This is a genomic window from Flavobacteriales bacterium (assembly GCA_019694795.1).
Lineage (GTDB): Bacteria > Bacteroidota > Bacteroidia > Flavobacteriales_D > UBA2798 > UBA2798.
In genome coordinates this window covers 17,024-29,030 of record JAIBBF010000034.1, presented here as the reverse complement: position 1 = coordinate 29,030, position 12,007 = coordinate 17,024, and the positions used below count along the sequence as shown (strand labels likewise).

At 42.1% G+C, this 12,007-nt stretch carries 14 protein-coding genes; 9 read left to right on the top strand and 5 right to left on the bottom strand.

Annotation, left to right across the window (positions count from 1 at the left end):
* The 4 genes from K1X56_10655 to K1X56_10640 form a co-directional block, all read right to left on the bottom strand.
* Positions 1–752, bottom strand: a 752-nt coding sequence (locus K1X56_10655; GenBank protein ID MBX7095175.1) for a hypothetical protein, incomplete at its 3' end; no start/stop codon positions are given.
* A gap of 95 nt (positions 753–847) precedes the next feature.
* Entirely contained in the window at positions 848–1,912 is a 1,065-nt protein-coding gene (locus tag K1X56_10650) for a DUF2782 domain-containing protein (protein ID MBX7095174.1), read from the bottom strand.
* Positions 1,912–2,511, bottom strand: a complete 600-nt coding sequence (locus tag K1X56_10645) for a hypothetical protein (protein ID MBX7095173.1) — start codon at positions 2,509–2,511, stop codon at positions 1,912–1,914. Before K1X56_10645 ends, K1X56_10650 begins: the two co-directional genes overlap by 1 nt.
* Positions 2,505–3,152: a hypothetical protein gene (locus K1X56_10640; protein MBX7095172.1), complete on the bottom strand. Its 648-nt coding sequence runs from the start codon at positions 3,150–3,152 to the stop codon at positions 2,505–2,507. Before K1X56_10640 ends, K1X56_10645 begins: the two co-directional genes overlap by 7 nt.
* Before the next feature lie 119 nt (positions 3,153–3,271).
* On the opposite strand from K1X56_10640, the gene K1X56_10635 reads away from it, so the two are divergent.
* The 6 genes from K1X56_10635 (at position 3,272) to crcB (ending at position 7,471) form a co-directional block, all read left to right on the top strand.
* A complete protein-coding gene (locus tag K1X56_10635) occupies positions 3,272–4,264 on the top strand; it encodes a COX15/CtaA family protein (protein ID MBX7095171.1) in 993 nt (330 codons plus the stop codon).
* A gap of 104 nt (positions 4,265–4,368) precedes the next feature.
* Positions 4,369–4,905, top strand: coding sequence for a hypoxanthine phosphoribosyltransferase (hpt, locus tag K1X56_10630; protein ID MBX7095170.1), 537 nt, complete (start codon positions 4,369–4,371; stop codon positions 4,903–4,905).
* 13 nt (positions 4,906–4,918) lie between these two features.
* The gene (locus tag K1X56_10625; GenBank protein ID MBX7095169.1) at positions 4,919–5,500 is read left to right on the top strand and encodes an adenylate kinase; all 582 of its coding nucleotides are present in this window, start codon (positions 4,919–4,921) and stop codon (positions 5,498–5,500) included.
* Between the two features lie 41 nt (positions 5,501–5,541).
* Positions 5,542–6,531: a GTPase ObgE gene (obgE, locus tag K1X56_10620; GenBank protein MBX7095168.1), complete on the top strand. Its 990-nt coding sequence runs from the start codon at positions 5,542–5,544 to the stop codon at positions 6,529–6,531.
* A 5-nt stretch (positions 6,532–6,536) separates the two neighbouring features.
* Positions 6,537–7,109 carry a phosphatase PAP2 family protein gene (locus K1X56_10615; protein ID MBX7095167.1) on the top strand — a complete coding sequence of 191 codons (573 nt, stop codon included), beginning with the start codon at positions 6,537–6,539 and terminating at the stop codon, positions 7,107–7,109.
* Positions 7,106–7,471: a fluoride efflux transporter CrcB gene (gene crcB, locus K1X56_10610; protein ID MBX7095166.1), complete on the top strand. Its 366-nt coding sequence runs from the start codon at positions 7,106–7,108 to the stop codon at positions 7,469–7,471. The genes K1X56_10615 and crcB overlap by 4 nt, the downstream gene beginning before the upstream one ends.
* On the opposite strand, the gene K1X56_10605 is transcribed toward crcB, so the two are convergent.
* Positions 7,472–8,593 carry a glycosyltransferase gene (locus tag K1X56_10605; GenBank protein ID MBX7095165.1) on the bottom strand — a complete coding sequence of 374 codons (1,122 nt, stop codon included), beginning with the start codon at positions 8,591–8,593 and terminating at the stop codon, positions 7,472–7,474.
* Between the two features lie 106 nt (positions 8,594–8,699).
* Between K1X56_10605 and murB the strand changes: the two genes are divergently transcribed.
* From murB to K1X56_10590, 3 genes are all read left to right on the top strand, one after another.
* Entirely contained in the window at positions 8,700–9,716 is a 1,017-nt protein-coding gene (gene murB / locus K1X56_10600) for a UDP-N-acetylmuramate dehydrogenase (GenBank protein MBX7095164.1), read from the top strand.
* 89 nt (positions 9,717–9,805) lie between these two features.
* A complete protein-coding gene (locus K1X56_10595; GenBank protein MBX7095163.1) occupies positions 9,806–10,822 on the top strand; it encodes a hypothetical protein in 1,017 nt (338 codons plus the stop codon).
* 46 nt (positions 10,823–10,868) lie between these two features.
* Positions 10,869–11,978, top strand: coding sequence for an acetyl-CoA carboxylase carboxyltransferase subunit alpha (locus K1X56_10590; GenBank protein ID MBX7095162.1), 1,110 nt, complete (start codon positions 10,869–10,871; stop codon positions 11,976–11,978).
* Positions 11,979–12,007: the final 29 nt, after the last annotated feature.

Here is a 12,007-nt window from a genome sequence, read left to right as displayed (position 1 = left end):
GTCCCCGTTAACAATCCCGAAGAAGAATTCACCGTAAATGCAGGATTTCCTGTAATCTGATTATTCTGCGAAAATCCACCTTGCCAGGTGATGTTTCCGAATGGTGGAGGAAGTGGGGGATTGGGAAGTGGAGCAAATGGATCTCCGCCTAAAAAGGGCGTATAAAACGCATAGCTTAATTGATCGCCATCCGGATCGGTAGCCGAATGATCAAACACAAAATCGGAATTGTTACACATCACCAGCGGTGGTAATGAATTAAATCTCGGACTCGAATTACAGATTCCCAATCCACTTCCCGGAATGTGAGAGATAAAGGAAGATCCTGCATCCTGGGGATTGAGCACGTTCAAAATATTCGGATTATGACAACAGCGTTGGTAAACGATATCGTAGCCGGAAGGATCGGGTGGTAAATTAACTGTAAAAGTATACGTGGCCTGTTCAACACAAATATTCGGTGGAGCCGATAAACACGGATCATTGATCACAATGGGAACATTCACAATTCCTCCAATGGTGGGATTCACGGTTTGGAATAAAATTCCGTTACGATAAACAGCAACCGGAGCGGGATTATCGAAACCTGTACCGTTGGTGTTGGCGGGACCACAATCGCGGTAAATTTTCATGGTAACGCGGTACTGATCGTTACCCAAACAATCGTAATACATTTCACCGCCCACAATATGTGTTGCACCTGCCGTGATGGCCAGAAAAAGAAAGAGTGCTATGAAGAGGCGTTGAAGCATTTGCTGTATAGACAAATCTACAAGCAAAAAGGTTGCCAATCCAAGTCATTTATCAAAAGGCCCTCCTTATTGAGCCATTGGAGCGTTAAAATTTCTTAAGGAATGGTGAAACCCACCGTAATGATCACCGTTTGGTTCCCCAGGGCCCCCAATGTAAAGGTGATTGGCGATAAAGGACTGTTCATATGATCGCCGGTGGAAAAATTACCATCGCCGTTTTCATCGTGTAATACATAAGCCCAATAGGTGCCGGGGTGCATGTAGGTGAAGGTGTAGTCACCATCGGTGATGGGCAACATTACATAGCGCGAACGGTATTTCAGGTTGGCAGAATTAAACGTAAAGCCGGAAAAAAGCGGTTGAGTGGTGAAAATGATAAAACTGTTGGTGCCCGGACTCATTGTAACACCCGAATAGGTGATGTTTACCGTTGTTTTTCCGAGGTAGGGTTGATCGGCTTCCGGATAAGGATCTGAATTGGCCGAATAAAAAATGGATTCCGTCATAGAATTAAATGCAGTGCTCAGATCTTTTTGTAATTCCTTTTGCGGGAAATGGTGAATGCTATCTGCTGCATGTTGAGATGTGGTGTCCTTACGCACCGCATTCCACGACATGTGTAATTGAGCAGGATTGGTAGTGTTGTAATGATTCGTATATGTTTTCATATACAGACTGTCGTTTCTGAATGTGAATTCCGAATAAGCGCGTTGAATTCCCATTACAAAGTCGGAGTAGCGGTAATAACTGGTTTGCGCATCTTCATAAACGCTATCGCAGAGTAAATAAGAAATTCGTTGTGATCCGGAAAAACCGCCTCCATTTCTAAATGCAATGCGGTATTCGTTGTTGTATTTGGTAAGAAAAAAAGACATGAAAATATCGTTCAGCGAATCCAATTCCGATTTCGAGGAAATTTGCGAAGGTGCTATCGGACGTAAATCTACTGTCCAATCCGGAAATCCGCCTAATGCTGTTGTGGAACTTAAAGGTCCACTCCAAATTCCGCGGATTTTATCCAGCATGCCGTAACCCAACACGGGTGTTGATGAATTTAATTCCGGAGCCGGAGGGGTTGTGTCGTTGGCGGGTTCTTCATCGCGTTTACATGCGCTCAACACAAGCATAAATGCAAGTGGAACAAAAAGTAATTTTTTCATTAGCGTATATTAAAACCTAAACCAAAAGAAACCCTGAATTCACTGAGTGAAGCCGAATTATAATTATCTAAAAAACGTCCCTGAATATACCGGAGATTACACCAAATGTGAAACCATTTTGTTCCGTAAAAATTAAATCCGATGATAGGGGAAATTAATGGTGTTGCAACCATTTCCATTTCTTCGGGTGGCGCAATTAAAATTTGAGTGTTGTAAGAAGGAGTTCCTAAGGTTGCATTCACCGCTTCTCCTAAATTGATTCCCGGTTGTAATCCGATATAGGGATCGAAGGAAATATTGGTTTTAAAATGGTAGAGCGGACCCGCAAATAAAGAATGATGAATTTTTAAGGGTTTGTTACCGTTGAATGAATTCATAAATAAATATCCATCTCCGCGCAAGGAAACTTTGTTATCGAGATAGTACTCTACATTTCCATCGAGGTAAATATTATTCGCTTTTAAATCGAACATTTTTCCATAACACAATGCACCGCGCGCGGCGATGAGTCCTTTGTGAATGTACTGACTCCCTCCCTGCGCTTTACCAGGTATAAGTGTACCGAATAAAGCCGTAAGAATTAAAAATTTCTTCACCATAAATCAGCAATTCGAATGTTAAGACTCATTGTTAGGAGTAAGTGACCTTCGAGTGTAGAAGTTGCATTTACAGGATCCTCCATGTGCAATTCTTTTACACCGTTAACTTCTTCCATTTCATAATGCAGGTCCTTGCCCAGATGAATCATGTATTGGGCAGAAAACGACATATTGAATTTATCCGTGATGTTCCAATGAAAACCTGCTCCGGCCTGGGTGGCGGAACTCCAGCGTTTTTGTGCTTCGTCGGTTTTTAATTCAGTGAGTGTGTTAAATGGTACAACCCGGGTATAATCAAAACAATGCCCTGCCAAAAAATAAGGTTGTAGCTTTTTTTCACCGGTGGAAAAAGGATAGAACATGACACTCCAGCCAATATGACCATCACTTCTTCTTCCTGCTCCCCACAAATCGGTTTGAATATAGTCGGCAAACCATTCGGTATTGAGTCGTTTGTTTAGTCTTAAACGGAATTGACCACCCGTACCTACACCGATTAAATCATCATCTCCAAACAGACTCATCGTGCTCCGTAGTCCCATTTGAAACTGACCGGCCTCTTCTGCACGTTCTTTTTTTTCCTGTGCTACAGCAACATTGGAAACAATGAGCAATATCAGCACAACTAATTTTCTTTTCATAATGCAGGTTTTGTACAACATAACGACAAACAAAAGCGGAAAGGTTGCATGCTTTTGATGAAAATTATTTTTGTTCTGATGCAAAGTACATAAAATGGGACAGTAAATTTGTCCTCGTTATGAAAGGATTTTTAAAGCTGACAAAAATCACGCTGGTTTCCATTTACTTGGTAATTATAGCTGGTTCCGTAGTACGAATGAGTGGTTCAGGAATGGGTTGTCCGGATTGGCCGAAATGTTTCGGACAATGGGTTCCGCCTACCGATATCTCTCAGATCCCGGTTAATTACAAAGAAATCTATTCGGCCAAACGCGCTAAAAAGCTGGAGAATTTTTGTCGCCTACTCGATAAAACCGGATTTCAATCGGAAGCAAATGCCATGCGGAATGATCCTTCTTTATTGGAAGAACAAGATTTTAATGCAGCGAAAACCTGGACCGAATACGTCAATCGTTTAATCGGATTTATTTCCGGTAATCTTACTTTGTTGCAATTCGTTATTTCATTGTGGTTTTTTAAGCGCAATAAATGGATTACCATTCTGAGTTTTCTCAATTTGGTTTTAATCATGTTAACAGCATGGTTCGGTGCAGTAGTTGTAGCAACGAAAATTGTCCCATGGGTGTTAACAGTGCATATGTTGCTGGCCTTGGTCATTATATTATTGCAGGTTCGACTCATCGCTATTTGTCAGGATTTACCAAAAGTGAAAGTCAGCACACCAGTGCGTTGGGTAATCGGACTCATATTGTTCATCGCTTTTGCGCAAATATTAATGGGGACACAAATCCGGCAACAGATTGATGTCATCGCCGAAGCACATCAGGGAGGAAGTCGCCATTTATGGATTGATCAGTTGAGCACGATTTTTTATGTACACCGGTCATTCTCCTGGATGATTGTGCTAAGCACCTTATTCATCTGGTGGAAAACCCAGGGAATGGTTCCGGGCATTAAAGGATTATTTACCGTAATCGGAATCGCCGTTATCAGTGGTGCGCTGCTTTCCTATTTTGCCATGCCGGCCATTTTGCAACCCATCCATCTGTTGTTATCCACCATCATGCTTGGCTTCCAAATGTGGATGTGGAAACGCACTACAGTTGCATAAAATCAATTTTTCCGACCGCAATGAGTTGGTAATCAGGAAAGAGTAAGGCGTCAACCCTATTTTTTCCTTCCCAAAGTCGTTCAAATTGACTATCTTTGCTTTTTATGCAAAAAATTAAGCTGAAGGATAAGGAGTTCGCACCCTATATTGGGGCGGAACAGATTGCGGATCGCATTGCTCAACTGGGCGAAAAGATCAGTGCAGATTATGCAGGTAAGAGTCCGGTTTTTCTCGCCGTTCTCAATGGCTCATTCATGTTCGCTGCCGATTTACTGCGCGAGTTCAAAGGTGATTGTCATATTTCATTTGTAAAATTAGCTTCTTATCACGGTACCACCTCTACAGGTGAAGTCCGCGAACTCATCGGTCTTAATGAAGATATTCGCGAAAAGGACATTATCGTTATTGAGGATATTGTAGATACCGGATTAACAGTGGACAAAGTAGTGGAGGCACTGCAACGATTATCACCTGCTTCGGTGCGTATTGCAACCTTGTTGTACAAGCCAAATGCATATAAAGGCAAATCTGAGATTCATTATCCTGCCATTGAAATTCCCAATGATTTTATTGTGGGATATGGGTTGGATTACGATGGATTAGGAAGAAACCTGAAAGATATATACAAGATTGTTGAATAATAAATTAAAGCTTATGCTGAACATCGTTTTATTCGGACCTCCGGGTGCAGGTAAGGGAACTCAGTCAGAGAACCTCATTAAAAAATACGGATTAGTACACCTTTCTACCGGTGATATTTTTCGTGCCAACATTAAAGGAGGTACAGAACTTGGTACGCTGGCAAAAAGTTATATCGACAAAGGACAATTGGTTCCAGACGAAGTAACCATCAAAATGCTGGAGTCGGAAGTGAACAAACATCCGAATGCACAAGGATTTATTTTCGATGGATTTCCACGTACCTCTGCACAAGCAGAAGCACTGGATGCATTTTTAAATTCGAAAGGACACAGCATTACTGCTATGTTATCATTGGAAGTTCCGGAAGCAGAATTAAAAGCGCGATTGATTAAACGCGGAGAAACTTCTGGTCGTCCGGATGATAAAGATCCGAACGTCATTCAAAATCGCATTAACGTTTACAATGCAGAAACTGCGCCGGTAAAAGATTATTATCAGCATCAGAATAAGTGTCACGAAATACATGGCATCGGAACCATTGAAGAAATTTTCAATCGTTTGGCAGAAGCAATTTCCAGCGCTACAGTAAAATAATTTTATTTTTTAAAGCACCTCTTTTTAAAAGGGGATACACCATGGATTCCAATTTCGTTGATTACGTAAAAATTTGTTGTCGTTCCGGAAAAGGCGGAGCTGGTTCTGCCCATTTTCATCGCGCAAAAGGAAATCCGAATGGTGGTCCCGATGGCGGAGATGGTGGTCGCGGCGGACATATCATTCTGCGGGGTAACTCACAATTGTGGACCCTCATTCACTTGAAATACCGCAAGCATGTTATTGCAGAAGCCGGCGTTAACGGAGGTTCCAGTCGCATGACGGGACGTAGTGGTCGCGATGAAATTCTTGAAGTTCCCCTCGGCACGGTGGCCCGTGATGCTGAAACGGGTGAGATTCATTTTGAAATTACCAAAGACGGCGAAGAACGTATTCTTACTCCCGGCGGTAGAGGTGGACTCGGAAATGAAAATTTTAAAACATCCACCAATCAGGCTCCAACTTATGCTCAACCCGGAGAACCCGGTAGAGAAGAATGGAAAATACTTGAATTGAAAGTCCTTGCCGATGTCGGATTAGTCGGATTTCCCAATGCAGGTAAATCAACATTACTCAGTGTAATCTCAGCTGCAAAACCGGAGATCGCAGATTATCCTTTTACCACGATGGTTCCCAATCTCGGAATTGTAAAATACCGCGATTACAGATCTTTTATAGTTGCCGATATTCCGGGAATTATAGAAGGAGCGCATTTAGGTAAAGGACTTGGTCACCGTTTTCTTCGTCATATAGAACGAAATTCTATTTTGTTATTCATGGTTCCTGCCGATTCGGACGATATCGCTAAAGAATTCGCTGTATTGGAAAATGAACTTAAAATGTATAATCCAGAATTATTGCATAAAGACCGCGTGCTGGCCATTACCAAATGCGATATGCTGGATGAACAGATGATGAAAGAAATGAAAAAGGAAATTCCGAAAGGAGTAGAATGTTTGTTTATATCATCGGTTAGCGGACTCGGAATTCAGGAGCTGAAAGATTTACTCTGGAGAAAACTTAATGCCTGAGTAGAATGATAGAAGCACTGGAGCAATTGGATCATGAATGGCTTTTGCGAATCAATGATGCACATTCTCCCGCTTTCGATTCTATCATGTGGACCCTTTCCTCTAAATTATTCTGGATTCCCGGTTACTTGTTGCTGGCCTATTGGACCTGGATGAAATCCGGTTGGCGCGGATTGATTTTTATTCTGCTTTGTGTTTCGGTTTTAATTCTCATTTCAGATAGCGGTTCAAATCATTTATTCAAGAATCAGTTTTTAAGGTATCGTCCCTGTCACAACCTGGAGCTTAAGGACCAGCTTCATTTGGTGAACCAATATTGTGGAGGACAATACGGATTTATTTCCTCTCATGCCGCCAACTTTTTTGCACTGGCTTTGTTTTTTTCATTGCTAATTCGGAACAAAATAGCAACACTCGTTTTGTTTTCATCGGCCATACTGGTTGCCTATAGCAGAGTTTACCTCGGCGTACATTATCCTTCGGATGTAAGTGTCGGTGCAGTTTGGGGAATGATTTCCGCCGGAATAGTCTATTTTATTTTTCTGAAACTAAAACCAAAAATTATTCCTGCAGTATGAATCTGTTAATGGTATTTATTGGTGGAGGAGCAGGTTCTGTGCTGCGATATTTGCTCAGCGGACAAATTCAATCGTGGTGGAATTCCAAATTTCCCTTGGGAACATTGCTGGTGAATGTCCTTGCCGGTATTATTTTAATTTTAGTCGCCCTGTTTTTAAAATCGAAAAATTCGGAGAGTTTATATCTGTTATTGGCAACGGGATTTTGTGGGGGACTGAGCACCTTTAGTACTTTCTCCTATGAAAATTTACAATTAATTCAATCCGGAAATTCCTTAATGGCTTTGTTGAATATTGTTATTAGTGTTGCTGCCGGATTGTTGAGTATGTACATTTTATATACGGCCCTGCGCACAGTTTAATCAGGCTCCGAGTCCGCCGTAAATTTTATCCAGTTCTCCACATTCATTTTCCCAGGTTAATTCCTGCGCTGCAAAACGTGTGTTCGATTTTAATTTTAGATACAGGGTTTGATTGTTCATCAAATCGCGGATTTGTTTTGCAATGTTTTCCGGTTGATGATTTTCACTGATTATTCCAACTTCAAATCCGGATACTATTCTTTTTACCTCCGTTAAATCAGAGGCAAAAACCGGAATTCCTGCGCGGATAAAATCGAATACTTTATTGGGTAAACTGAAGCGATAATTGATGTTGGTGTCTTTATCCATCGTAATCCCCAAATCTGCATTACGTGTATATTGCATCATGTCGGCATAGGGCATTCGCGGGAAAAAGAGAACGCGTTCCTGCAGGTGATTCTCCTGCACATTTTTTTTCAATGCATCTACTACATCCCCATTTCCGATGATCAGCAATAGACACTCCGGAAGAAATTTCATGCTTTCTACCATCTCCTCATTACCGCGGTCAACATTTATTCCCGCACCCTGAATGATGAGAATGAATTTGTCTTCGGGCAGATTTAATTCCTGGCGTGTTTTCTTTTCTGGAAGTTCTTTTCCCGAAGGGATATTGCGGACTACTGCGGGACGTTTTCCATAGCGTTGAAAAAACAAATCGGCAATGGAATCATTAACGGTGATGATGTGTTTTAGTTTTGGAAAAATAGACGATTCAATCCGCTGCCAGATTCGCTGTACGCGGGGTCGTCCGACTAATTCCGGTACCTCCGTAAAGTATTCGTGACTGTCATATACCAATTGATTCCGTTTAATTCGTGCCGCCCATTTGCAGGCCAGAAGTGTATCCAGATCGTTGGCAACAATAATATCACTCGGTGAAAAAAGGAGCTGGAAAAACAAACGCAAATTAAACGCAGCATAAAATAGGGGTCCCTTTTCGAAGAGGAGTTTCATGCGTCGTGTTGCGTAGGGACGAACATCCAGTTCTCCGCTGCTTTTTTTTCTTCGTCCGATGAGCTTTACTGAATTTCCTCTATCGTGCAGAAACAAACACACCTTGTGCACCCTTTGATCGGTGAGGAGGTCGTTGGTTACGGCTACGGAAATTCGTCGTTTCATTGAATTGCGAAAATAGAGATTAAATCACGCTTTTGTGAGTCTTTTATTGTTAGTTATTCCCGAAATGCCATTAAAATTTTGATTTCATTTCCAATAGATTTGCATTATGATGCTTCAGGAAAATTGTTCGCTTCGTGCTTATAACACCTTTGGAATAGAGGTATCGGCCCGCTATGTGGCGGAGGCTGCTGATGTGAATACCTTACAATCTTTGATTGAGGAACCGAAATTCAGGGCCTTGCCATTGATGGTCCTAGGTGGTGGAAGCAATGTGTTGTTCCGGAGTAATTATAATGGAGTAGTGGTGCTTAATCGTATTCCCGGTATTGAAATTGTGCGGGAAGATGAGCAGGAAATTTTAGTTAAAGCAGGAAGCGGAGTAGTATGGCACGAACTCGTGATGTGGACGGTGGAGAGGAATTATGGCGGACTCGAAAATCTCTCGCTGATTCCGGGTTGTGTTGGTGCAGCACCGATGCAAAACATTGGAGCTTACGGCGTGGAAATGAAGGACTGTTTTCATTCGCTGGAAGCATTGCATACCGAAACACTCGAAATCCATCGTTTTACGGCTGCAGAATGTAAATTCGGCTATCGCGAAAGTGTTTTTAAGCGCGAATTAAAAGGGGAATACATTATAGTTTCAGTTACTTTCTCATTGAAAAAACAGCCTGTGCTTAAAACGCATTATGGAGCAATTGAGCAGGAACTGGAAAAAATGGGAATTCGCGATTTAACAGTCAAAGCTGTATCAGATGCCGTAATCCGAATCCGGCAAAGCAAACTTCCTGATCCGAAAGTAACAGGTAATGCGGGTTCATTCTTTAAGAATCCGGAAATTACTCCCGAACAAAAAGAACAATTACTTGCACACTATCCCGATGCAGTAGTATATCCGCTCGAAAACGGAAATTTTAAAGCCGCTGCAGGTTGGCTTATTGAAAAAGCCGGTTGGAAAGGAAAACGTGTTGGTCATTGCGGCGTGCATCATCTTCAGGCCCTGGTTTTGGTGAACCATGGCGGGGCGGGTGGACAAGAAATTTTCGACCTGAGTACGAATATTCTGGAGGATATCAACAATAAATTTGGTATTCTGCTTGAGCGTGAGGTTAATATTCTGTAAAGACCCGTTCAAAAAATTTCACTTTTTCATAAAGGCGCTTCCAAGGAAACGAAATGTAAAGTCGGTACTTTTGCCTAAGTATTACTTGCATGAAAATCCATTCGGTCCCAACGAATATTGTATTGTTATGTTTTTTGTTTCCATCACTGGGGTGGACACAAAACGCGGCTATACTTTCCGAATGGAAAAACTACAATCGCGAATTGCATGTTGGTATTGGAACCAGTAATTTTTTAGGCGATTTAGGAGGAAGAAATCAAATCGGATCTGATTTTATCTGGGACCTGGAAACGAGTTTATTTAAACCATCGGTTTCGGTTGGCTACGGAAAATATTTTTCGCCCTATCTGATGTTCAGGTCCGACATTAATTATTTCCGTTTAGCCGGAGATGATGCACTTACCGAAGAGAAATTCCGGCACAACCGCAATCTCCGTTTCTTTTCAAATACAGTTGATCTTGCCGCTTGTGCTCAACTTATTCTTCCACTTCGTTCGTGGGAATCGCATCGTTACAATTTGCGGGATCAGCGTGGACGATTAATGGGATCGAAATATAAAAACAATGCCTTTTATTTATTTGGTGGACTCGCCTTCGTTTATTCCGAACCGAAAGCAAAGTATGAGGGTCATACCTACAAATTAAGAAAACTGCATACCGAGGGGCAAGGTTTAGAAAATGGTGCTAAACCGTATAAACCTATTACACTTGGAATTCCAGTTGGTGGTGGATTTAGATATGCCCTGGACCGGCAGTGGATTTTAAATTTCGAAATCACGTATCGCTTTACCATTTCAGATTACCTGGATGATGTGAGTACCGTATACTATGATAACGCCTCACTTGCCAATAATTTCGGAGCCGTATCTGCCGCTCTTGCAGATCCTTCGCTGGGCTACAACTGGGGTGATCAGTTAGACCCCACCAAAGCGGGCAGGCAACGTGGCGATGACACCGATAAGGATGGTTATTTAGCCATCCAATTGGGGGTAACCTATCGCATCAAGACCAATCCGAATCAGCCTCACGGCTTGTTTTCATCGCGCAAAGGTTTGAAAAACAAAGGGATGGGTAAGGGAAAAGGGGTTAAAAAGTCCTTGTTCTGATTACTGAATTCTTCGTATTTTTGCCTCCCTAATCAATAATCAGTCAATGGCTACTTTTTTAGATTTTGAAAAACCCATCGAGGAACTTTACCACCAGATTGAGGAAGCAAAGGCACTGAATGAGAAGTCGCCAGTAGATATTTCGGATGCGGTGAAGGTGTTGGAAAAGAAAATTGTGGATGCCCGTAAACAGATTTATGCCAATTTAACCCCCTGGCAACGTGTTCAGGTTTCCCGTCATCCTGATCGTCCATATTCATTAGCCTATATCAATTACATCACCGAAGGAACATTTCAGGAGTTGCATGGCGACAGAAACGTTCGTGATGATAAAGCGATTGTGGGCGGTTTTGGAAAAGTGGATGGTCAAACCGTTATGTTTATTGGTCACCAAAAAGGAATCAACCTCAAGATGCGTCAGTACCGAAATTTCGGAATGGCGAATCCGGAAGGTTACCGCAAGGCTTTGCGTTTGATGAAGCTGGCCGAGAAATTCAATAAACCTATTGTTACATTAATCGACACTCCGGGTGCATATCCGGGATTGGAAGCGGAAGAGCGCGGACAAGGTGAAGCGATTGCACGCAACATTTATGAAATGATGAAACTTCGCGTTCCTGTTATTTGCATTATCCTTGGCGAAGGTGCTTCGGGTGGTGCATTGGGAATTGGCGTGGGAGATCGCGTATTGATGTTGGAAAATACCTGGTATTCGGTGATTTCACCGGAGTCATGTTCTTCGATTTTATTCCGCAGCTGGGAGAAAAAAGAAATTGCGGCTACGGCGTTAAAACTGACGCCAACCGATATGATGAAAAATAAACTGATTGACGGAATCATTAAAGAACCACTCGGTGGGGCACACAATGATCCGGAAGCAGCGCACCAGGCGGTGAAGGATGAACTCATTCATCAATTGGGTCAATTGAAAAAATTGAAGCCTGATCAATTGGTTTCTCAGCGTATTGCTAAATTCTGTGCAATGGGTGTGTTTAACGATCCGGAAGCTAAACCTGTAAAATCAGCTTCTGCCTCTAAACAAAAACCAGCAGCGAAAAAAGTGAGTTCGGCAAAAGCGAAACCTGCAGCAAAAGCGGCTACATCCAAATCGACGGCAAAAGCAAAACCTGCAGCGAAAAAAGCGAAGAAGAAATAATTTTTTTGATAATCTGTTTTATAAAGTGG

What these genes read in the sequence shown, in the direction of transcription:
- K1X56_10640 (MBX7095172.1), bottom strand. Translation starts at nt 3,152, where the DNA reads ATGAAAAGAAAATTAGTTGTGCTGATATTGCTCATTGTTTCCAATGTT.
- K1X56_10625 (MBX7095169.1), top strand. Translation starts at nt 4,919, where the DNA reads ATGCTGAACATCGTTTTATTCGGACCTCCGGGTGCAGGTAAGGGAACT.
- crcB (MBX7095166.1), top strand. Translation starts at nt 7,106, where the DNA reads ATGAATCTGTTAATGGTATTTATTGGTGGAGGAGCAGGTTCTGTGCTG.
- K1X56_10590 (MBX7095162.1), top strand. Translation starts at nt 10,869, where the DNA reads ATGGCTACTTTTTTAGATTTTGAAAAACCCATCGAGGAACTTTACCAC.
- K1X56_10605 (MBX7095165.1), bottom strand. Translation starts at nt 8,593, where the DNA reads ATGAAACGACGAATTTCCGTAGCCGTAACCAACGACCTCCTCACCGAT.
- obgE (MBX7095168.1), top strand. Translation starts at nt 5,542, where the DNA reads ATGGATTCCAATTTCGTTGATTACGTAAAAATTTGTTGTCGTTCCGGA.
- K1X56_10645 (MBX7095173.1), bottom strand. Translation starts at nt 2,511, where the DNA reads ATGGTGAAGAAATTTTTAATTCTTACGGCTTTATTCGGTACACTTATA.
- K1X56_10595 (MBX7095163.1), top strand. Translation starts at nt 9,806, where the DNA reads ATGAAAATCCATTCGGTCCCAACGAATATTGTATTGTTATGTTTTTTG.
- K1X56_10650 (MBX7095174.1), bottom strand. Translation starts at nt 1,912, where the DNA reads ATGAAAAAATTACTTTTTGTTCCACTTGCATTTATGCTTGTGTTGAGC.
- murB (MBX7095164.1), top strand. Translation starts at nt 8,700, where the DNA reads ATGATGCTTCAGGAAAATTGTTCGCTTCGTGCTTATAACACCTTTGGA.
- hpt (MBX7095170.1), top strand. Translation starts at nt 4,369, where the DNA reads ATGCAAAAAATTAAGCTGAAGGATAAGGAGTTCGCACCCTATATTGGG.
- K1X56_10635 (MBX7095171.1), top strand. Translation starts at nt 3,272, where the DNA reads ATGAAAGGATTTTTAAAGCTGACAAAAATCACGCTGGTTTCCATTTAC.
- K1X56_10615 (MBX7095167.1), top strand. Translation starts at nt 6,537, where the DNA reads ATGATAGAAGCACTGGAGCAATTGGATCATGAATGGCTTTTGCGAATC.